The sequence below is a fragment of the Zobellella denitrificans genome, assembly GCF_002407485.1.
GTDB classification, from domain to species: domain Bacteria; phylum Pseudomonadota; class Gammaproteobacteria; order Enterobacterales; family Aeromonadaceae; genus Oceanimonas; species Oceanimonas denitrificans.
The window spans coordinates 2,289,528-2,309,034 of record NZ_CP012621.1 but is presented as its reverse complement, the minus strand read 5'-3'; the positions used below and the strand labels follow the sequence as shown (position 1 = coordinate 2,309,034).

The 19,507-nt window shown below is 66.7% G+C and carries 18 protein-coding genes; 10 read left to right on the top strand and 8 right to left on the bottom strand.

Annotation, left to right across the window (positions count from 1 at the left end; all coding sequences use genetic code 11):
* Nucleotides 1-172 precede the first annotated feature (172 nt).
* Nucleotides 173-952, top strand: coding sequence for a TSUP family transporter (locus AN401_RS10860; protein WP_094040853.1), 780 nt, complete (start codon nt 173-175; stop codon nt 950-952).
* A gap of 124 nt (nt 953-1,076) precedes the next feature.
* On the opposite strand, the gene AN401_RS10855 is transcribed toward AN401_RS10860, so the two are convergent.
* On the bottom strand, nt 1,077-1,928 hold the full coding sequence (locus tag AN401_RS10855) for a LysR family transcriptional regulator (RefSeq protein ID WP_096779357.1): 852 nt from the start codon (nt 1,926-1,928) through the stop codon (nt 1,077-1,079).
* A gap of 128 nt (nt 1,929-2,056) precedes the next feature.
* Here AN401_RS10855 and btuC point away from each other — a divergent pair, with 128 nt between their 5' ends.
* Together btuC and AN401_RS10845 are read left to right on the top strand one after the other, a co-directional pair.
* Nucleotides 2,057-3,094 carry a vitamin B12 ABC transporter permease BtuC gene (btuC, locus tag AN401_RS10850; protein ID WP_408645698.1) on the top strand — a complete coding sequence of 346 codons (1,038 nt, stop codon included), beginning with the start codon at nt 2,057-2,059 and terminating at the stop codon, nt 3,092-3,094.
* Nucleotides 3,081-3,845: a vitamin B12 ABC transporter ATP-binding protein BtuD gene (locus AN401_RS10845; protein WP_096779355.1), complete on the top strand. Its 765-nt coding sequence runs from the start codon at nt 3,081-3,083 to the stop codon at nt 3,843-3,845. Before btuC ends, AN401_RS10845 begins: the two co-directional genes overlap by 14 nt.
* 554 nt (nt 3,846-4,399) lie before the next feature.
* Here the strand turns inward: AN401_RS10845 and AN401_RS10840 are convergent.
* Together AN401_RS10840 and AN401_RS10835 are read right to left on the bottom strand one after the other, a co-directional pair.
* Nucleotides 4,400-5,440, bottom strand: coding sequence for a 3-deoxy-7-phosphoheptulonate synthase (locus AN401_RS10840; protein ID WP_096779354.1), 1,041 nt, complete (start codon nt 5,438-5,440; stop codon nt 4,400-4,402).
* 103 nt (nt 5,441-5,543) lie between these two features.
* Nucleotides 5,544-5,954 carry a VOC family protein gene (locus AN401_RS10835; RefSeq protein WP_096779353.1) on the bottom strand — a complete coding sequence of 137 codons (411 nt, stop codon included), beginning with the start codon at nt 5,952-5,954 and terminating at the stop codon, nt 5,544-5,546.
* Between the two features lie 75 nt (nt 5,955-6,029).
* Here AN401_RS10835 and AN401_RS10830 point away from each other — a divergent pair, with 75 nt between their 5' ends.
* Complete coding sequence (locus AN401_RS10830) at nt 6,030-6,332, top strand: putative quinol monooxygenase (RefSeq protein ID WP_096779352.1); 303 nt, start codon at nt 6,030-6,032, stop codon at nt 6,330-6,332.
* A gap of 3 nt (nt 6,333-6,335) precedes the next feature.
* Here AN401_RS10830 and AN401_RS10825 read toward each other — a convergent pair whose 3' ends face one another.
* Entirely contained in the window at nt 6,336-7,331 is a 996-nt protein-coding gene (locus AN401_RS10825) for an LLM class flavin-dependent oxidoreductase (RefSeq protein WP_096779351.1), read from the bottom strand.
* Nucleotides 7,332-7,443: 112 nt separating this feature from the next.
* On the opposite strand from AN401_RS10825, the gene AN401_RS10820 reads away from it, so the two are divergent.
* Nucleotides 7,444-7,929 carry a prolyl-tRNA synthetase associated domain-containing protein gene (locus AN401_RS10820; protein ID WP_096779350.1) on the top strand — a complete coding sequence of 162 codons (486 nt, stop codon included), beginning with the start codon at nt 7,444-7,446 and terminating at the stop codon, nt 7,927-7,929.
* A gap of 378 nt (nt 7,930-8,307) precedes the next feature.
* On the opposite strand, the gene ansA is transcribed toward AN401_RS10820, so the two are convergent.
* Nucleotides 8,308-9,324, bottom strand: a complete 1,017-nt coding sequence (gene ansA, locus AN401_RS10810) for an asparaginase (RefSeq protein WP_096779349.1) — start codon at nt 9,322-9,324, stop codon at nt 8,308-8,310.
* Complete coding sequence (gene sppA / locus AN401_RS10805) at nt 9,324-11,162, bottom strand: signal peptide peptidase SppA (RefSeq protein ID WP_096779348.1); 1,839 nt, start codon at nt 11,160-11,162, stop codon at nt 9,324-9,326. Before sppA ends, ansA begins: the two co-directional genes overlap by 1 nt.
* 165 nt (nt 11,163-11,327) lie before the next feature.
* Between sppA and AN401_RS10800 the strand changes: the two genes are divergently transcribed.
* Entirely contained in the window at nt 11,328-13,334 is a 2,007-nt protein-coding gene (locus AN401_RS10800) for an NADPH-dependent 2,4-dienoyl-CoA reductase (protein ID WP_096779347.1), read from the top strand.
* A gap of 117 nt (nt 13,335-13,451) precedes the next feature.
* The gene (locus tag AN401_RS10795) at nt 13,452-14,003 is read left to right on the top strand and encodes an NAD(P)H nitroreductase (protein ID WP_094041061.1); all 552 of its coding nucleotides are present in this window, start codon (nt 13,452-13,454) and stop codon (nt 14,001-14,003) included.
* Between the two features lie 145 nt (nt 14,004-14,148).
* Here AN401_RS10795 and mobA read toward each other — a convergent pair whose 3' ends face one another.
* Entirely contained in the window at nt 14,149-14,739 is a 591-nt protein-coding gene (gene mobA / locus AN401_RS10790; protein WP_094041057.1) for a molybdenum cofactor guanylyltransferase MobA, read from the bottom strand.
* A gap of 231 nt (nt 14,740-14,970) precedes the next feature.
* Here mobA and AN401_RS10785 point away from each other — a divergent pair, with 231 nt between their 5' ends.
* From AN401_RS10785 to AN401_RS10775, 3 genes are all read left to right on the top strand, one after another.
* Nucleotides 14,971-16,179: a CynX/NimT family MFS transporter gene (locus AN401_RS10785; RefSeq protein ID WP_094041058.1), complete on the top strand. Its 1,209-nt coding sequence runs from the start codon at nt 14,971-14,973 to the stop codon at nt 16,177-16,179.
* 88 nt (nt 16,180-16,267) lie between these two features.
* Nucleotides 16,268-17,113 (top strand): DNA ligase, encoded by an 846-nt coding sequence (locus tag AN401_RS10780; protein WP_096779346.1) that lies wholly within the window; start codon nt 16,268-16,270, stop codon nt 17,111-17,113.
* 66 nt (nt 17,114-17,179) lie between these two features.
* Nucleotides 17,180-18,013, top strand: a complete 834-nt coding sequence (locus tag AN401_RS10775; protein WP_096779345.1) for an NRDE family protein — start codon at nt 17,180-17,182, stop codon at nt 18,011-18,013.
* Here AN401_RS10775 and AN401_RS10770 read toward each other — a convergent pair.
* Nucleotides 17,981-19,303 (bottom strand): purine-cytosine permease family protein, encoded by a 1,323-nt coding sequence (locus tag AN401_RS10770; RefSeq protein ID WP_096779344.1) that lies wholly within the window; start codon nt 19,301-19,303, stop codon nt 17,981-17,983. The genes AN401_RS10775 and AN401_RS10770 overlap by 33 nt on opposite strands.
* Between the last annotated feature and the right edge of the window lie 204 nt (nt 19,304-19,507).

The window sequence follows — 19,507 nt, the reverse complement described above, 5'->3', positions numbered from 1 at the left end:
GGTACGGGCCTACGTTACCATAGCCGCCCGCCGGGCTGAATGGCCAGGCGCCACCTCTGTGCTTATGATATATCTATGAATAATAGGAATAGGTGTCAGTCCGGGGTTTCGCTGTCGCCGGCCCGGCCAGGCTGGTAGGCTGGGCACCTTCTTGTTGCGGTACGGGATAATAATGGAACTGGATTTACTGACACTGGGCCTGCTGGCCCTGGCCGCCCTGCTGGCCGGCTTTATCGACGCCATTGCCGGTGGTGGCGGCCTGATCACGGTACCGGCGCTGCTGGCCACCGGCATGCCGCCGACCATGGCCCTGGCCACCAACAAGCTGCAGAGCAGCTTCGGCTCCTTCTCCGCCACCCTTTACTACCTGCGGCGGGGCCTTATCGACTGGCGCAGCATGAAATGGGCGGTGGCCTGCACCTTTGTCGGCAGCACGCTGGGCACCCTGCTGGTGCAGCGCATCGACGCCAGCCTGTTGCAGAAGGTGCTGCCCTTCCTGCTGGCTGCCTTCGCCCTCTATTTCCTGTTTTCGCCCCGGGTGGGGGACGAGGATCGCCACCGGCGCCTGGGCATGATCCCCTTCGCCCTGCTGGTGGGCACCGGGGTGGGCTTTTACGACGGCTTCTTCGGCCCCGGCACCGGCTCCTTCTTTGCCTTGGGCTTTATCGCCCTGGCCGGTTTCAGCATGGCCAGGGCCACCGCCCATACCAAGCTGCTGAACTTCACCTCCAACATCGCCTCCCTGCTGTTCTTTATCCTGGGCGGCCAGGTGGCCTGGGTGGCCGGCCTGTCGATGGCTCTCGGCCAGTTCGTCGGCGCCCGGCTGGGCTCGAAGATGGTGGTGACCAGGGGCACCCGCATCATCCGCCCCATGCTGGTGACGGTGTCGCTGGTGATGTCGGTGCGGCTGTTGTGGCAGCAGCACCCGGAATGGTTCGCCTGGGTGGGGTAGCGGCGTCGATGACGGGGCGGTCCCGTAGGGTCGTCGTAGGGTCGACTTCAGTCGACCGAATCCCGGTGCCGTGGCTGGAATGGTCCGTTGAAACGGACCCTACGGGAGCGCCCGCCGCGCCGCTTTACCCCGCCAGCCCGGCGAAATGCCGCTCCAGCACCCTGATCAGGCTGGCCAGCCGCTCCCGCTTGCGCGAGCTGGGCCGGAACACCAGGCTGACCGGCCGGGTCAGGCGGCTGCCCGCAGGCGGGGCATGTTGCAGGGCCGGGGCTATGCCCATCAGCCGGGCCACCCCGAGCGGCACCACCGCCGGCGCCACTCCGGCCCGGCCCAGCTCGGCGGCGGCGAAGTAGGAGTCCATCTGCATCCAGGGCGTGAGCCCGACGCTGCGCAGCCGGTGCTCCAGGTAGCGGTTGGCCGGGTTGCCGAGATCGATGGTCACCACCGCCAGCGACTGGCCGAAGTCCGGCGGCTCGGGCGACACCAGCACCATGTCTTCTTCCAGCAGCGGCACCACCTCCAGCCCCCGGGCGTGGAGGATTTCCCCGGCACAGACGCCCAGCACGGCGTCGCCGGCGCGCACCCGCTCCAGGATCACCGGGGTGTGGTGGGTGGAAAACTGCAGGTAGGGATCGCGGCGCAGATGGCGGTTGAGCAGTGGCCCCAGGTAGCCGGCCAGTATGGTCTCGGAGCAGGCGATGGCAAGCCGGCTCTGATCGGTGAGGTGCTGGCTGTCGAACAGCTGTCCCCTCAGTTCGTCCAGGCTGGGGCCGATGCGCTCCAGCAGGGCCAGGGCATCGGGGGTGAGGCGCAGGTGGCGCCCGTCCGGCTCCACCAGCTTTTTGCCGAGGCGGGCCTCCAGGTTGCTGATCCGCTTGCTCACCGCCGACTGGGTGATATAGAGCCGGCCGGCCACCTTGCCCATGGTCTTTTCCTGGGCCAGCAGGGCGAGGGTTTCCAGTCCTTCGAGCAGCATGGTGTTACCTATTCCGGTTGGGAATATTCCAGTGTAACAGCCTTGGCCGGGCAGATCAGGGGGTCTCGAGAAAAGGAGTTGTCCGGCACCCTGTCCGCCGGTTTTGCCGTCCCGCCAAGGGTGGTACCATGGCCCTTTTCCGCCGACGAGAGCCCATGGTGCTGAGCGCGCTGCTTATCCGACAACAACAAAAATACCGTTACTGGCTGCTGGGGCTGGGCCTGGCCCTGGCGGCGGCGGTGCTGCTCAGCCTGCAGCTCGGCGCCGTGGGGGTGGGCATAGAGGCCCTGTGGCGGCCGGTGTCGGCGCTGGAGCAGCAGGTGTTCTGGCAGTTGCGCCTGCCGCGCACCCTGCTGGCGGTGCTGGTGGGAGCCAGCCTTGCCCTGTGCGGCGCCGTGCTGCAGGTGCTGCTGCACAATCCCCTGGCCGAGCCGGGGCTGATTGGCATCTCCAGCGGCGCCAGCCTGGCGGCGGTGCTCACCCTCTTCTTTTCTGCCCGGCTCGGCCTGGCGTTGCCCTACTGGAGCCTGTCGCTGGCGGCCTTCGCCGGCGCCCTGGTAGTGACCGGGCTCTTGCTGGCCCTGGCCCGACGCCGCCTGGGCCAGGGCGCCCTGTTGTTGTTCGGGGTGGCGGTGGCCATCTTCGCCAACGCCATCCTCACCTGGCTGCTGTACCTGGCCGACGACGCCTCCCTGCGCACCTTCCTGTTCTGGATGATGGGCAGCCTGGGCTATGGCCAGCAGCTGTCGTTCTGGTGGTGGCTGCCGGCGGTGCTGACCCTGGGCTGGCTGATGGGGCAGGGGCGGCGGCTCGATCTGCTGGCGCTGGGCGAAAACCAGGCCCGCTTGCTGGGGCTGGACGTACACCGGCTGCGGCCCCGGCTGGTGCTGGCGGTGTGCCTGCTCACCGCCTTCAGCGTGGCCATGGCCGGGGTGATCGGTTTTGTCGGCCTGGTGGTGCCCCACCTGCTGCGGCTGCTGGCCGGGGGCCGGCAGCACTTTTTGCTGCCCGCGTCCGTGCTGGCGGGGGCCGCGCTGCTGACCCTGGCCGACGTGGCGGCGCGCCAGGCCCTGGCGGTGGGAGAGCTGCCCATCGGCGCCGTCACCGCCACCCTGGGGGCGCCGGTGTTCATCTGGCTGCTGGTGCGCCGTCATGCTGGCGCTTGAGGACTTCGCCCTGGCCGGCCGGGTCGGCCCGGTCAGCGGTGAATTCCGGGCCGGCCGCCTCACCCTGTTGATCGGTCCCAACGGCAGCGGCAAATCCAGCCTGCTGGCGGGCGCCGCCGGGCTGGCCGAAGGCGAGGGCCGGGTGCGACTGGCGGGCCGGGATCTCGACGCGTTCGATCTGTTTGAGCTGTCCCGCCACAGGGCCATGCTCACCCAGCAGGTGCCACTGCCCCAGGGACTGCGCGGCTACGAGCTGCTGGCCCTGGCCGCCGAGCCGGTGGGCGGGGTGAGCGAGGCCCTGTGCCGGGCCATCGCCGCCCTGGCGCCGGAACTGGGGCTGGAACCCCTCTACGACAGGCCCCTGGCCGCCCTGTCGGGGGGGGAGCAGCAACGGTTGCTGATCGCGAAAACGGTGTTGCAGCTGGATCCCAAGGTGAACCCGGACGGCGCCCTGCTGCTGCTGGACGAGCCCCTGGCCGGGCTCGACTGGCGGCACCAGCTCGCCACCCTGGGCCTGCTGCGCCGCTGTGCCGACCGGGGGCTGGCGGTGGTGGCCTCCATCCACGATATCAACCTGGCCTGCCAGTTCGGGGACGACATCTGGTGCCTGCACCGGGGCCGGCTCGCCGCCCGGGGCGGGCCCGAAGTGGTGACGCCCGAGCTGATTGCCGAGGTGTTCGGCGTCCGGGTGCGGCTGCTGGAGCAGGACGGCGCCCGGCTGCTGCTGCCCGACACCGAAGCCGGATGCTAGAAGCCGGAAGCTGGACGACAAACCCTTGTGGATGTGGCATCGGGCTTGTTCTTAAACAGGGTGTTGCCTGGCTTTCCGTCCTGCGTTCCCACACAGAGCGGCAACAAAAAAGCTGCGATTTTGCAATAAATCGCAGCCATCATCACTTCCAGCTTCCAGCCTGACTCTTGGTCACAAGTCCGACTGTCTGATTTGACGCAGATTAAGAGGCAACAGGGCCACCTCCGCCGACACGCTGTGAATACATCCCTGTACGCTCGCACCTGCCATCCCTGGCAGGTGACGGTCGGCGGAGGCCATCCCTGTTGCCTCTTGCCAGCCCCGCTACCGCCTGAAGATGGTGCCAACAGGCGGCTGCGGGGCGACAGGGAGGGCAAAGGGCGCAGCTCCGCCGGCCCTCCGCGCCAGGGAGGGCGCGGCGGAGCCTCCAGGGACGGATTCACGGCGTGCCGGAGGAGCTGTGCGCTTTGGCCGATGTTTTGTCTGTTCGAAAGTCAATAGAAACTTGTGACCAAGAGCCAGGCTTCCAGCTTCCAGCTTCCAGCCTCCAGCTTTCAGCTTTCAGCCTGGTACAGCATCTCCAGCAGTTGTTCGCTGTCTGTCCAGCCCAGGCAGGCGTCGGTGATGCTCTGACCGAACACCTCGGCCTTGCCGTTCACCACCTCCTGGCGGCCCGGCTCGATAAAGCTCTCGGCCATGATGCCGGCAATATGGCGGCTGCCCCGGCGCAGCTGGCGGCAGATGTCTTGTGCCACCAGCAGCTGGCGCTGGTGTTGCTTCTGGCTGTTGCCGTGGCTGAGATCCACCACCAGCCGGGGGGAGAGCCCGACTGCGGCCAGCCCCTCGGCCGCCTGGCGGATGCTCTCTTCATCGTAGTTGGGCGCCTTGCCGCCGCGCAGGATCAGGTGGCCGTAGGGGTTGCCGTCGGTCTGGTAGATGGTCATGCGGCCATCCTTGTCCGGCGAGCAGAAGATATGGGGGTGGCTCGCCGCCCGCACCGCGTCCAGCGCGATCTGGATATTGCCGTCGGTGCCGTTCTTGAAGCCCACCGGGCAGGACAGGGCCGAGGCCATTTCCCGGTGCACCTGGGATTCGGTGGTGCGCGCGCCGATGGCGCCCCAGCTGATCAGGTCCGCGATATACTGGCCGGTCACCATATCCAGGAATTCGGTGGCGGTGGGCAGCCCCAGGGCATTGATGTCGCACAACAGCTTGCGCGCCAGGCCCAGGCCGGTGTTCACATCGAAGCTGCCGTCCAGGTGCGGATCGTTGATCAGCCCCTTCCAGCCGACGATGGTGCGCGGCTTCTCGAAGTAGGTGCGCATCACGATGCACAGTTTGTCGGCGTAGCGGGCGCGCAGCGGCGCCAGCCGCTCGGCGTAGGCCAGGGCGGCGGCCGGGTCGTGGATGGAGCAGGGGCCGATGATCACCAGCAGCTTGTCGCTCGCGCCGGTGAGGATGGCTTCGATCTCGGCCCGGGCGCCGAGCACGGTCTCGGCCATGGTGTCGGACAGGGGGTATTGTTCGCTCAGTTGGTGCGGGGTGATCAGGGCCGCCAGCCGGCGACTCCTCAGTTCATCGGTATGCAAGGACATAGGTTTCTCGGATGCAGTAAAAATCGGGGTGCGTACGCACTATGTCCTTACCATAACGGAAAGCCGTGGCAGGGAAAACCACGGCGAAGGGGGAAAGCGGGATTTATTCCGGCAGGCTGAAGCGCTGGCCGGAGATGGCCGGGTGGTAGATAGGCTGGATCACGTTGCCGGCGGGATCGGTGATATGGAAGCTGCGGGCGCCGTCGCCATGGTCGAAGGGCCGGTCCAGCAGGGTGACGCCCTTGCTCTTGAAGTACAGGTACCACTGGTCCAGCTCTTCCTTGCTGTCCACGATAAAGCCGAAGTGATCCATGCGCTGCACGCCGCTGGCGGGCAGATCGGAACGGCCCAGGGAGAGGTTGTCGTTGCCGCAGGTGAGGTACACCAGATCCTCGTGGGCCCGGTTCAGTATCTCCATGCCCATGATCTCGGTGTAAAACTGCACGCATTCTTCCAGGTTGGGCATGGTGAAGGCGATATGGCGCATGCCGTTGAAACGACCGGGTCTTTCCATGGCGGGGCTCCTTGTCTCTTTACGGAAAATATTGTGTACTGTTTGTTTAATTAAAATAAACAAATGGAGTTTACAATGTATTCAATTATTGTCAAAACCAAGCTCAAGCCCGGCACCACCCAGGCCTTTCTCGACGCCATGCTGCAAAACGCCGCCGCCTCGGTGCGCGACGAGCCCGGCTGCCACACCTTCGACGTGCTGCAGGACAAGGCGGATCCCGAGCTGTTCTGGCTGTACGAAATCTATGAGGACGAAGCGGCCCTGGCGGCCCACAAGGAAACCCCGCACTACCAGGCGAGCCGCGCCGTGGTCAACCCGCTTATCGCCGAGCAGTCGGTGATCCGCGCCGGGGTGCTGGCGGTCAATCCGGCGCGCTAATCCTCACCCCACCAGGCCCGCCAGCAGCGACAGGCTGTGGTGGCGGGCGCCCTGATCGTAGATATCGGACACCAGCATCAGCTCGTCGGCGCCGGTGCGGGCCAGCAGCATTTCCAGCTGCTGCGCCACCCGGGCCGGGCCGCCGATGACGGCGGCGCCGAGAAAACCCTCCACCCCGCGCTGCTCGTGGGGCAGCCAGCGCTGATCCATGTCGGTGACCGGCGGCTGCAGTTGTCGGCCCTCGCCGCGCAACAGCGACAGCACCTTCTGTTGCGCCGTGCTGGCCAGGAACTCGGCCTCCCGGTCGCTGTCGCCGACGATGGCCGGCACGCCCAGCATCAGGTAGGGCTCGGCCAGCACGTCCGAAGGCTGGAACCGGTCTTTATAGATGGCCACCGCCTCATGCAGCATGCGCGGCGCGAAGTGGGAGGCGAAGGCGTAGGGCAGGCCGAGCTGCGCCGCCAGCTGGGCGCTGAACAGGCTGGAGCCGAGCAGCCAGATGGGCACATTGGTGCCGGCGCCGGGGATGGCCATCAGCTTCTGGCCATGATGTGCCGGCCCCAGCAGTTGCCGCAACTGCTGTACCTGCTCGGGAAAGTCCTCGCCGTCTTCCGGCCGGCGGCGCAGGGCGCGCATGGTGTCGGGATCCGTGCCCGGGGCCCGACCCAGTCCCAAGTCGATACGCCCCGGGTAAAGGGTGGCCAGGGTACCGAACTGCTCGGCCACCACCAGGGGCGGGTGGTTGGGCAGCATGATGCCGCCGGAGCCGACCCGGATGCGGGCCGTGTGGCCGGCGATATGGCCCACCAGCACGGCGGTGGCGGAGCTGGCGATGCCGTCCAGGTTGTGGTGTTCCGCCAGCCAGAAGCGCTCGAAGCCGAGGCCCTCCACATGGCGGGCCAGGGCGACCGAGTTGGCGATGGCGTCGGCGGCGTCGAAACCGCTACGGATATGCACCAGGTCCAGGATGGACAGTTTGACCTTGGATAATAGGCTCATAAATGGTAATGGTATCGATTGAAACAATAGCCTGATAACAGCATATTTCGCCGGTATCCGCTATCCAAAGAAGGCATATCTTATGCCGATGGCTGAAAAACGGAGAGCAATCATGGACATCATGGCGCGGCTGGCCGACTGGCAGATCCGGCCGCCGCTTATCGAACACCCGTCGCTGCACCGTTGCGACGACGCCGACCGGCTGCTGGTGGACAGGCCCGGCACCCGGCTCAAGAACCTGTTCCTGCGGGATAACTACGGTCGCCGCCACGCCCTGCTGCTGACCCGGCCCGGCAAGCAGGTGGATCTCAAGGCCCTGTCCCGTCAGCAGGGCTGGTCGCGCATCGGCTTCGCCTCGGCCGAGCGGCTGGAGCGCTACCTGGGCGTGGCTCCCGGCCAGGTGTCGGTGCTGGCGCTGGTGAACGACGTGGAGCAACAGGTGGAACTGTGGCTGGACGAGGAGCTGAAGGACGGGGACGACTTTCACTGCCATCCCCTGCGCAACACCGCCACCCTGCTGCTGAGCCGCGCCGATCTGCTGCGCTTTGCCGAGCACACCGGCCACCCCATTCAATGGCTGGCGGTGCCGGAGAGTTAGAGTGCCATAGCGTTTAAAAACCGAGCTGTCAGGTGTGTGCTATCCCTGCCACTCTTATCGGCAGGAAAACACCGCCGTGTGCAGATGTGTGCCTTGCTGGTGGAGCGCAGGCGGCCCGCCTGCCTTCGCGCGTAGCGCGAACCTCGGCCAGCCCTGCCACCACAAGGGTTGGAAAGGCGCGAGGCAGAACAGGCATCACGGGTTGGACTGTGCCTTCGCTCACCTCGGTGTCACCCTCATGCGGGCGGGCCGCCCGCGCCCCAGAACCGCCGTCTTTGTTGATTGAGTTCCGTCTTGTCAGCCATTATCGTCCAGCCTCCAGCCTCCAGCCTCCAGCCTCCAGCCTCCAGCCTCCAGCCTCCAGCCTCCAGCCTCCGGCTATCCCGCCGGGCTTAGTTCGCCCCTCAGGCTCTGGCCCATCAGCTTGCGGATCTGTTCCGGCGGCAGCTGCTTGCTGAGCAGGTAGTGCAGTTTGGTCAGCGCCGCTTCCGTGGTCATGTCGAAGCCGGAGATCACCCCGGCCTCGGCCAGGGCGTGGCCGGTGGCGTAGCCTTCCATATTGACCGAGCCGCGCAGGCACTGGGTGAGGTTGACGATGACCACGCCCCGGGCCGAGGCCTCGGCCAGCAGCTTGAGCATGGCGTCGTTCTGGGGCGCGTTGCCCACCCCGTAGGACAACAGCAGCAACGCCTTGACCGGCTGGCGCAGCAGGTTGCCGATCACCTCGGCGGAAATGCCCGGATACAGGGTGACCACGCCGATGGGTTGGGGGGTGATGGGGCTGACCGTCAGCGGCTTGCCGGTGGGGGTGCCGAGTTCGCCCGCCTCCAGGCTGATATGGATGCCGGCGTTGAGCAGGGGCGGGAAGTTGGGGGAGTCGAAGGCGTTGAAGCCGTCGGCATGCACCTTGCTGGCCCTGTTGCCCCGGTACAGCCGGTTGTTGAAGAACAGCCCCACCTCGTGGATGGGGTACTCGGCGGCGATATAGAGGGCGTTGAGCAGGTTGTTGCGCCCGTCCGAGCGCAGTTCCACCAGGGGGATCTGGGAGCCGGTGACGATCACCGGCTTTGCCAGATCCTCCAGCATGAACGACAGCGCCGAGGCGGTGAAGGCCATGGTGTCGGTGCCGTGCAGCACCACGAAGCCGTCGTAGCTGTCGTAGTTGGCCTTGATGTCGTCGGCGATGCGCTGCCAGTCGGCGGGGGTCATGTCCGAGGAGTCGATTAAGGGATCGTATTCGTGGAGATGGTAGTCGGGCATTTCCGGGCGGTGCAGCTCCGGGGTGTTGGCCAGGGTGTCGGTCATAAAGCCCGCCAGGGGCACGTAGCCCTTGGCGGATTTCTGCATGCCGATGGTGCCGCCGGTGTAGGCGATATAGATCTTCTTCTTGTCCATCAGAACTCCTGACATTCCACGCACAATACGTACTGGCCCCTGATATCGTCGAAGCGGGCCAGGGTGGCCAGCTCCCGGCTCAACTGCTCACCGGCCGGACGCAGGGCGGCGGGCAGGGCGCTTTGCACCAGGCCGGTCAGCGTATTGCCCGAGTCCAGCAGCAACTGCTCCAGCAGCACCTCCTTGGCGGAAGGCTGCAACCGCACCGGTTTGACCCTGAATTCCGGCAGGCCGGCCAGCTCGGCGGCGGCGGCCAGGGCGTCGTCCAGGTAGCCCAGCTCGTCCACCAGGCCCAGTTCCCTGGCATCCGCCCCGGTCCAGACGTGGCCCTGGGCGGCGCGTTCCACCTGCTCCGGGCTCAGGCCGCGGCCATCGGCGACCAGGCTCACGAACTGGTCGTAGGTGTGCTCCACCCCGAGCTGGATCAGCTCCTTGGTGTGTTCGGGCAGGCCGGTGGTGATGCCGGCGCCGACGAAGTCGGTGGTGCCCACGCCGTCGGTGTTGAGGCCGAGTTTTTCGAAGGCTTCCTCGAAGGTGAGGAAGAGGCCGAACACGCCGATGGAGCCGGTGAGGGTGGTGGGGGCGGCGTAGATCCGGTCGGCGTCCGCCGCTATCCAGTAGCCGCCCGAAGCGGCGGTGCTGCCCATGGACACCACCAGCGGCTTGCCGCTGCCCTTGAACTGCAGCAGGGCGGTGCGGATCTGCTCGGCGGCGAAGGCGCTGCCGCCGGGGCTGTCGATGCGCAGCACCAGGGCCTGGATATCCGCATCCAGCCGGGCTTCCTCGATCAACTGGCTGACGTACTCGTCGTTGATGGTATTGCCGCCGGCCTCGCCGCTCATGATGGCGCCGCTGGCGGTGATGAGCCCCACCGCCGGGGCACTGGGGCGCCGGCGCTCGCTGCGGTTGAGGTAGGTGGGGATCTCCACGCCCATGTACTGGTTGGCCTGGCTGTCCCAGCCCACCTGCTCGGCCACGGTTTCCAGCATCTCGGTGCGGCTGGCCAGGCGATCCACCAGCCCCATCTCCAGGGCATAGCGGGCCGGATCGCCACCCACGGCGCGGAAGCGGCGCAGCAACTGGTCCTTGTTCGGGCTGATATGGTCGGCGGGGATGCCGCGCAGGGTGACGATGTTGTCCTGGTAGTGCTGCCACAGCTGGTTCAGCCAGCGCAGGGTGTCTTCCCGGCTTTCGTCGGACATGTCGTCACGCAGGTAGGGCTCCACGAAGGACTTGTAGGTGCCCACCCGGAATACGTGGGGGGTGATGTTGAAACGCTCGAAGGCCGACCTGTAGTGCAGCCGGTACACGCCCATGCCCTGGATGGTCACGGCTCCCGCCGGGTTGAGCAGGATCTCGTCGGCGTGGGCGGCCAGGTAGTACTGGCTCTGGGTGTAGTAGTCGCCGATGGCGAAGACCGGCTTGCCCGAGGTCTTGAAGCCCTCGATGGCCTCGCCCACTTCGTCCAGCCGGGTCAGGCTGGACTCGGTCATGTTCTGCAGCCGGAGCACCAGGGCCTGGATGCGGTCGTCGTTGCGGGCCCGATCCAGGGCTTCCTTGATCTGGCCCAGGGTCATGGGCGGCGGCGTGCTGTCGCCGGCCAGCCACTTCTGGGCCAGGCGGCGCGGGCTGACCGGATCGTCCTGCTCCAGGATGGGGCCGGTGATGGTGAGGCTGAGGGCGGCGCTGTCCGGCAGCCGGGGTGTTTCTTCCCTGGCGGTGAAGATCAGGATGAAGGAGACCAGAACGGCCAGAAAAATCAGGTTGATAATCAACATGCGAATGGCGTTCAGCACCCGGCCCAGGGTGCGGAAAAACCATTTGATGGCAGACCACATAGCGACGCCCTAATAAGAAAAATTGTCGAATCAACCTATTATGACGTGGGCGGCGGCACAATACCACGAATGCCATGATTACCGGATGTAAAACAAGTGTTTGAAAAAGGTGTTTTAATCCATTAGCCTGAGCGGGTCATCATCGCATTTGTCGGCGGAGGGATCATGAGCCGTTACCCCCATTTACTGGCCCCCCTGGATCTGGGCTTTACCACCTTGAAAAACCGGGTCCTGATGGGATCCATGCACACCGGCCTGGAAGAAGAAAAAGGCGGCTTCAAGAAGCTGGCCGCCTTTTACCGGGAACGGGCCCGGGGCGGGGTGGGACTGATCATCACCGGCGGCATCGCCCCCAACTTCCGCGGCCGGCTGATGCCCCACGCCGCCCAGCTCAGCTTTCCCTGGCAACTGGCCAGGCACCGGCTGGTGACCGAAGCGGTGCACCAAGAGGGCGGCAAGATAGCGCTGCAGATACTGCACGCGGGGCGCTATGCCTACCATCCCTTCCTGCAGGCGCCCTCGCCCGAGCAGGCGCCCATCAGTCCGTTCAAGCCGGCGGTGATGAGCGAGCGACAGATCCGCAACTGCATCGACGACTTCGCCAACACCGCCCGCCTGGCGCGGGAGGCCGGTTACGACGGGGTGGAGATCATGGGATCCGAAGGTTATCTCATCAACCAGTTTATCTGCGCCCGCACCAACCGGCGGGACGATGGCTGGGGCGGCGACGCCGGGCGCCGCAACCGCTTTGCGCTGGAAACGGTGCGTGCGGTGCGCGCCGCCGTGGGCGAGGACTTTATCATCATCTTCCGGCTGTCGATGCTGGATCTGGTGGAGCAGGGCTCGACCCTGGAAGAGGTGATCGCCCTGGGCCAGGCCCTGGAGCGGGCCGGGGTGACCATCATCAACACCGGCATCGGCTGGCACGAGGCGCGGGTGCCCACCATCGCCACCAGCGTGCCCCGGGCCGCCTTCAGCTGGGTCACCGAGCGGGTGCGCCGGGCGCTGTCGGTGCCGGTGGTGGCCACCAACCGCATCAACACCCCCGAGGTGGCGGAAACCATACTGGCCGGCGGCCAGGCGGATCTGGTGTGCCTGGCCCGGCCCTTCCTGGCGGACGCGGACTTCGTCGCCAAGGCGGCGGCGGGCACGCCCGAGCTTATCAACACCTGCATCGCCTGCAACCAGGCCTGCCTGGATCATATCTTCAAGGGCCGGCGCGCTTCCTGCCTGGTCAACCCCCGGGCCTGCCACGAGACCGAACTGAACTTCCTGCCCACGACGGCCCCCAAACGGCTGGCGGTGGTGGGCGCGGGGCCGGCGGGGCTGAGCTTCGCCTGCGAGGCGGCGGCGCGCGGCCATAGTGTGACCCTGTTCGACCGGGCAGCGGACATCGGCGGCCAGTTCAACTACGCCAAGCAGATCCCGGGCAAGGAGGAGTTTTTTGAAACCCTGCGCTACTTCCGGGAGCGGCTGGCGCGAAGCGAGGTGAACCTGCGCCTGGGCACAGAAGCCACGCCCGAGCGGCTTTCGGCGTTCGACGAGGTGGTGCTGGCCACCGGCATCCGCCCGCGCACTCCGGAGATAGAGGGTATCCATCATCCCAGGGTGCTGAGCTACCTGGACGTGCTGGCACGCCAGGTCCCGGTGGGGGAGAAGGTGGCCATCATCGGCGCCGGCGGCATCGGCTTCGACGTGGCCGAATACCTGGTGGCCACTCCGGCCCAGGGCGCCGAACACTGGCTGGCGGAGTGGGGCATCGACAAGGAGTACCGGGCGCCGGGCGCGCTGATGACGCCGGCGCCGGTCAAGCCCGGTCGCCGGGTCTGGTTGCTGCAGCGCAAGGCCGGCAACCCGGGCCAGGGCCTGGGCAAGACCACCGGCTGGATCCACAAGGCCAGCCTGCGCCACCACGGGGTTATGATGTGGGGGGGAATAAGCTACCAGCGCATCGATGACGACGGCCTGCATATCGAGAAGGACGGCGAGCCGCTGTGCCTGGCGGTGGACCACGTCATCGTCTGCGCCGGCCAGGAGCCGGAGCGCGGCCTGCAGGCGGCGCTGGAGGCCCGTGGTGGCAAGGTGCACCTGATCGGCGGCGCCGATGTGGCCGCCGAGCTGGACGCCAAGCGCGCCATCCGCCAGGGCGCCGAACTGGCGGCGAGGATTTGAAAGTAAGGGGGTGAGGGGTGAGGCGGAGATACTAGCCTCACCCCTCACGCTGCTCCGCATTTTGCTTTGCTTCCGGCCGGCTGCTAAGGTAGCGCCATTGCAAATCGGAGTGAAATGATGAACGCACTGGAACTGTTACTGAACCGCCATTCCTGCCCCCGCCTGGCCGAGCCGGCCCCGGCGGGCGAACAACTGGACACCATTTTCAAGGCCGGGCTGCGCGCCCCGGATCACGCCACCCTGACGCCCTGGGAGTTTATCGTCTTTACCGGTGAACAGCGCGACCGGCTGGGGGAGATCCTGGCGGCGGCGGCCGAGGCCAGGGGCGAGGCGCCGGAGGCGGTGGACAAGGCGCGCAAGGCTCCCCTGCGTGCGCCAATGGTGATCGCCGTGGCGGCCAAGGTCAAACCCCACGACAAGGTGCCGGCTTTGGAGCAACAGCTGTCTGCCGGCTGCGCCCTGATGGCGATGCAGATGGCGGCCCAGGCCCAGGGTTTCAACGGCATCTGGCGTTCCGGCTGGTTTATCTTCGATCGTTCCATTCACGACGGACTCGGCCTGGACGAGCAGGATCAACTGGTGGGCTTTTTGTACCTGGGCACCCCGCTGGTGGAAGTGCGCAAGCTGCCGGAGCGGGATCCGGCCCAGTTCGTGCGCTATTTCGAGTAATCGCGGCGGGCAGACGACGCCAAACTATCCATTCCCGGGCGGCCTACGGTTTGCGCCAGCTGAAGCGGCGCCTACCGCTTAGGATTGTGCTGTCGTCATGTCCGGAGGGTGGGCGTCGGGCAGTGCCATCCGGTTCTGGGGCGACTCAGCCCCTTCCTTTTTGTTCCAGCAGTGCCAGGGCTTCGCTGGTATTGAGGTTGAAGAAGGCCTCGGCTTCGTCGCTGAAGTCCACCGGCACCAGCTGGTGGCGTTCGTACCACAGTTGCAGCTTGCGATCGCCGCCGTCCAGGTAGTTGCACAGGGAGGGCAGCAGCGACTGGTGCAGCAGGGCGGTGGCGGCGTGCAGCTGGAGGCCGTCGTCCACCACCGCGATCTGGTCGTGGCGCTGCACGGCGGTGCACAGCCGCCTGGCCAGATCGAGCGGCACCAGGGGACTGTCGCAGGGCACGAACAGCACCCACTCGCTGGGTGCATGGGTCAGCCCGGCCTCGAACCCCGCCAGGGGGCCCACATAGCCGTAGCCTTCGTCCCGCACCACGGGGGCCAGCTTGCGGTACTCGGCCAGGTTGCGGTTGGCATTGATCAATACTTCACCCACCTGGGGTTTGAGCCGCTCCAGCACATGGCAGACCAGGGGCTTGCCCCATAGCGGCAGCAGTCCCTTGTCGGCGCCGTTCATGCGGCGCCCCTCGCCGCCGGCGAGGATAACGGCGGTAATCTCTTTCGGATCCAGCATAGCGTTCCCAGTGTGACGGCTTTCCTTATTAATATTAACCGCTTAACCCTGCCAAGAGCAGGGGCTGCGTCAAACAAATGGTATTTTTATGGTTCTTGCTCTTGGCGGCACCAGCTCCTAACATGGGGGCCCTACAAAAGATAACCGGCGAGTCAATGCCGTGGCTCCGGCACCCGGCAAGAGCCGGTCTCACCCGGACCGCCGTTATCGACACCCGTTAAGGCCAAGATAATGACAATAAAAAATCTGCCCGGCGGCCCCTTCCAGGGCCGCCCCCTCGTCGCCGCCCTCGCCATCGCCGCCCTGATGCTGGCGGCCGCCAACCTGCGCGGCGGCCTGGTGGTGGTGGGCCCCCTGGTGGTGGAAATCCGCGAGGCGCTCGACATCAACGCCAGCGCCTTCAGCCTGCTCACCACCTTGCCGCTGATCTGCTTCGGGGTGGTGTCCATCTGCGTGCCCTGGCTGACCCGGCGCTGGGCCCCCCAGCAACTGGCCATCGTCGGCCTGCTGGTGATAAGCGCAGGCGTGTCCCTGCGGCTGCTGGAGCAGTTCCCCCTGGTGATCCTCGGCACCCTGCTGCTGGGCTCGGCCATTGCCGTGCTCAACGTACTGATCCCCGGCCTGGTCAAGGCGTTTTTCCCGCGCCAGGTGGGGCTGATGACCGGCCTCTACTCGGTTACCCTCAGCCTGGGGGCCGGCCTGGGCGTCTACCTGGCGGTGCCCTTGATGGAGCAGTTCGGCAACTGGCGCTATCCGGTGGCCCTGTGGGCGCTGCTGCCCCTGTTCTGCCTGTTGTTCTGGCTGCCCATGCTCCGGGTGAGGGGCGTGGGGCGGCCCAGCAACCCGGTGCGAGTCAGCCTGTGGCGGGACAAGACCGCCTGGGCCATCACCCTCTACATGGGATTGCAGTCCTTCTACTTCTACTCCATGGCCACCTGGCTGCCCAAGATACTGCTGGAGAGCGGCCTCGATGCCCACCAGGCCGGTACCGCCACGGCGCTGATCAACCTGGTGAGCATTCCCTTCAACCTGTTCGTGCCCATCATGGCGGCCAGGATGAAGGATCAGCGTGTGCTGGTGCTGGCCACCTTTGCCGCCTCCTTTACCGGGGTGGCCGGCCTCTGGTGGCAGCCGGCGGCGGCACCGCTGCTGTGGGCCTCGCTCATCGGCATGGGCTGCGGCAGCTCGCTCAGCCTGGCGCTGTCGTTTTTCGTGCTGCGGGCCGCCAATACCGCCCAGGCCACGGCGCTCTCGGCCATGGCCCAGAGCATCGGCTACCTGCTGGCGGCATTGGGGCCCTTCTCCCTCGGCCTGCTGCGGGACATCAGCGGCGCCTGGCAGTGGGCCCTGGCCGCCATGCTGGCGCTGCAGCTGTTCCAGTCCGGCTTTGGCTGGATGGCGGCCCGGCCGGTCAACGTGGTGCCGGATCAGGAGCGCTAGGCTTACTCCCCTTGGGGGATTCTGCTGTTAGGTGTCAATAAGGAGCGCGGCTTTTCCTAAGCTTGGTGGCAGGCAGGGAGGAGCCCTTATGAAACACGCATGGTTAGTGCCCCTGGGCCTGGTGTGGGTCGCCGGCGAGGTCCAGGGGCTTGCGCCCCCGCCGCTGCAACTGGCGGGCTGGTACCAGCAGCAGGACACGGCCCTTTACCGGGTGAGCGAAAAGCTCGACGGGGTGCGCGCCTACTGGAATGGCCGTGAGCTGTTGTCCCGCGGTGGCCACCGCTTTTCGGCGCCGGGCTGGTTCCTGGCCGGTTTTCCCGCCACGCCCCTCGACGGCGAGCTGTGGCTGGGTCGGGGCCGCTTCAGCGAGCTGTCCGCCGCCGTGCGTCGCTTTGTCCCCCTCGACGATGAATGGCGGCAGATCCGCTTTATGGTGTTCGACCTGCCTGCAAGCGACTTGCCCTTCGAGGCGCGGCTCTCGGCGCTGCAGGCCCTGTTCGCCACCCTAGATACGCCCCACCTCGAACTGGTGGAGCAGCGGCGGGTGCCGGATCGGCCCGCCCTGTCGGCCTGGCTGGCGGAAGTGGAGGCCGGGGGCGGGGAGGGGCTGATGCTGCGCCACCGCCAAAGCCGTTACCTGCCGGGTCGCAACGAGGATCTGCTCAAGCTCAAGCGCCACCGGGACGCCGAGGCGGTGGTGCTGGCGCACCTGCCCGGCCAGGGCAAATATGAAGGCATGCTGGGGGCACTCCTGGTGGAAACCCCGGACGGCCGGCGCTTCCGGCTGGGCACCGGCTTCAGTGACGAGCAGCGTCGCCGGCCGCCACCGCCGGGCAGCACCGTCAGCTATCGCTACCGGGGCGAAACCGCCACCGGTCTGCCGCGCTTCGCCAGCTTCCTGCGGGTGAGAAGCGACGAGCCCGGGCAGCCTTAGACTGGCGCCGCTGCCTGCCCGGGGGTAAGGTAGAAGGCAACGCCATCGAACCGAGGGTCCCGCACCTTGTGCCTTATCGCCTTTTCCTGGCAGCCGGGGGGCCGACGCCCGCTGCTGCTGCTCGCCAACCGTGACGAATTCTACCACAGGCCCACGGCCCCGGCCGGCTGGTGGCCGGACCACCCCCATGTCTGGGGCGGGCGGGATCTGCAGGCGGGTGGCAGCTGGCTGGGGGTCACGCGCCACGGTCGGCTGGCCGCCATCACCAACCACAGGGATGGCCGCGCCGCGCCCCTGGCGGAGGCCCGTTCCCGGGGCGAGCTGGTGGCGGAGTTTCTGACCGGCAGCCTGAGCCCGCAAGACTATATGGCGGGAGTGATGGCCCGGCGCGACGCCTACCAGGGCTTCAACCTGCTGGTGGGGGATCTGCGCGGTGGGGAACTCTGGTACGGCGGCAACCGGCCCGGCGCCGATGCCCGCCCGCTGGCGCCCGGGCTCTATGGCTTGTCCAACGCCGTGCTGGACAGCCCCTGGCCCAAGGTGGAGCGGTTGAAACAGGGGCTGGCGAGCCTGGCTACCGACCATGACGAAACCGAGGCCCTGGCCCTGCTGGGCGACAAGACGCGGGCGGCGGACGAGGCGCTGCCGGATACCGGCATCGCTCTGGAGTGGGAGCGGGCGCTGTCGGCGGTGTTTATCGTGCACCCCGGCTACGGCACCCGGGCCCAGACCCTGGTGAGCCTGGCCGGGGACGGCACCCTCAAGGCCCTGGAGCAGGGCTTCAACGACGAGCGCCAGGGCCAGGCGTTGCAGCCGGACACCCTGTGCCGGCTGCAATTGTCGCTGGATATCGAAAGCGCGCCGGCCTCAGGACTGTTGTGCGGCAGCCAGGCGGGCTGAACGCCGGTTAAGCAGGCTGTAGAGGCCGAAGGCGGTGACAAAGGACAGGGGCGCCGACAGGTGGCTCCACTGCTCGCCCGCTTCCATGCAGCCGATGCCGAGGAAGGTGGCCGCCAGCCAGGCGCCCAGGCCGGCCAGGCGCAGCCGGGGCGCCTGGCCGCCGTAGCGCAGGGTGGCCGGGTCGAAGAAGATATGGCCGAGCGCCAGCCCCACCCAGGCCACCACGAATATGCCCTGATAGGCCAGGGCCTGCAGGATAAAATCGAACACATTGGTCAGCATCAAGAGATAGACCACCACCCCCACCAGCACGCCGCAGGCCAGCTTGGGCAGCCGCAGCCCCAGGCCCTTTTCCAGGCAGCTTTGCAGGTTGACCGTGGCCAGGTAGAAGTTGGCGGTGTTGATCCGGGTCTGGCTCACCCAGACGAATGCCAGGCCCCAGAACCCCATCAGCTTGAGCAGCGCCAGCACCACCGATACCTCGGTCACCGGCCCCTCGGTGGGAATGCTGGCGGCGAGGAAAATGCCGGCCACGCCGTTGAGCACAAAGGTGAACAGGTAAAACGGCAGCCCGAAGTTGATGCGGGCGTGGTAGTCGGCGTCCTCCTGCCGGCCCAGGCGCGCATAGTCCCAGGTGTACATCATCAGGATCCACACCCCCATGAAGTAGCTGAAACAGCGCCACCAGCCGTCCGCCGGCGCCCCGCCTTGTGGCCCCAGCTCGAGCCAGGCGTGGCTGTAGCCGTAGCTGTCGAGGGTCATCAGCACCGCCGCCGCCAGGCCAAGGAGATAGAAGGGCAGCAGCACGCCGTTGAGCTTGTCCAGCCAGCGCTGCACGCTGCCCAGCACCAGGGGCACGCTGTAGAGCACCACCAGCAGGTAGGCCTGGTTCAGGCTGAGAGCGGGAAAGTAGCCCTGGATGGCCACGGCGATCACCGAGCCCTCGAACACCCCGTAATAGATGGCGGTGGCGAAAAAGATCAGCGTGGCCAGGGCCGCCCCCGAGCGCCCCAGCAGGGTCTGGGAAAAGAGCCCCACCGACAGCCCGGTGCGGATGGCGTGGCGGCTGAGCACGGCGTTGATCAGGGCATAGCACAGGGTCGACAGGCCGAGCCCTATCAGGGTATTGAGGGTGCCATAGTGGATGGCCAGGGTGGCGGCCACCACCAGCCAGAACATGGCGCTGCACACCGACCACCAGGCCATGGTGAGGCCGAAGCGGGACATGCGGGCCGAGGCGGGCACGGGGCCGCGGGTAAAGTCGGGGTCCGGATTGGACAGGTTTGCCATAAAGAAGCTCCTTTTCGTGGCGAGGCGGGCCTAACCCCTGTTAAGCCCTTGTTAACCAAGGCAGCGTAAGGCAAGCCGGGGGACGGAAAATTGCATCCGGGCGCACTCACCCTTGTCTTTCAGGGAAATGGACAGGATCTGGATGTGCGCCTGCAGACCCGGCGGCGTTGTCAAAACCCGTGCCCCCTGCCCTGGATGCCCGCC

Excerpts from the sequence above, each read along its gene's own strand:
- AN401_RS10860 (WP_094040853.1), top strand. The coding sequence starts at position 173 with ATGGAACTGGATTTACTGACACTGGGCCTGCTGGCCCTGGCCGCCCTG.
- AN401_RS10840 (WP_096779354.1), bottom strand. The coding sequence starts at position 5,440 with ATGTCCTTGCATACCGATGAACTGAGGAGTCGCCGGCTGGCGGCCCTG.
- btuC (WP_408645698.1), top strand. The coding sequence starts at position 2,057 with ATGGCCCTTTTCCGCCGACGAGAGCCCATGGTGCTGAGCGCGCTGCTT.
- AN401_RS10835 (WP_096779353.1), bottom strand. The coding sequence starts at position 5,954 with ATGGAAAGACCCGGTCGTTTCAACGGCATGCGCCATATCGCCTTCACC.
- sppA (WP_096779348.1), bottom strand. The coding sequence starts at position 11,162 with ATGTGGTCTGCCATCAAATGGTTTTTCCGCACCCTGGGCCGGGTGCTG.
- AN401_RS10825 (WP_096779351.1), bottom strand. The coding sequence starts at position 7,331 with ATGAGCCTATTATCCAAGGTCAAACTGTCCATCCTGGACCTGGTGCAT.
- AN401_RS10820 (WP_096779350.1), top strand. The coding sequence starts at position 7,444 with ATGGACATCATGGCGCGGCTGGCCGACTGGCAGATCCGGCCGCCGCTT.
- AN401_RS10780 (WP_096779346.1), top strand. The coding sequence starts at position 16,268 with ATGAAACACGCATGGTTAGTGCCCCTGGGCCTGGTGTGGGTCGCCGGC.
- AN401_RS10845 (WP_096779355.1), top strand. The coding sequence starts at position 3,081 with ATGCTGGCGCTTGAGGACTTCGCCCTGGCCGGCCGGGTCGGCCCGGTC.
- AN401_RS10855 (WP_096779357.1), bottom strand. The coding sequence starts at position 1,928 with ATGCTGCTCGAAGGACTGGAAACCCTCGCCCTGCTGGCCCAGGAAAAG.
- AN401_RS10770 (WP_096779344.1), bottom strand. The coding sequence starts at position 19,303 with ATGGCAAACCTGTCCAATCCGGACCCCGACTTTACCCGCGGCCCCGTG.
- mobA (WP_094041057.1), bottom strand. The coding sequence starts at position 14,739 with ATGCTGGATCCGAAAGAGATTACCGCCGTTATCCTCGCCGGCGGCGAG.
- AN401_RS10795 (WP_094041061.1), top strand. The coding sequence starts at position 13,452 with ATGAACGCACTGGAACTGTTACTGAACCGCCATTCCTGCCCCCGCCTG.
- AN401_RS10800 (WP_096779347.1), top strand. The coding sequence starts at position 11,328 with ATGAGCCGTTACCCCCATTTACTGGCCCCCCTGGATCTGGGCTTTACC.
- ansA (WP_096779349.1), bottom strand. The coding sequence starts at position 9,324 with ATGGACAAGAAGAAGATCTATATCGCCTACACCGGCGGCACCATCGGC.
- AN401_RS10785 (WP_094041058.1), top strand. The coding sequence starts at position 14,971 with ATGACAATAAAAAATCTGCCCGGCGGCCCCTTCCAGGGCCGCCCCCTC.
- AN401_RS10830 (WP_096779352.1), top strand. The coding sequence starts at position 6,030 with ATGTATTCAATTATTGTCAAAACCAAGCTCAAGCCCGGCACCACCCAG.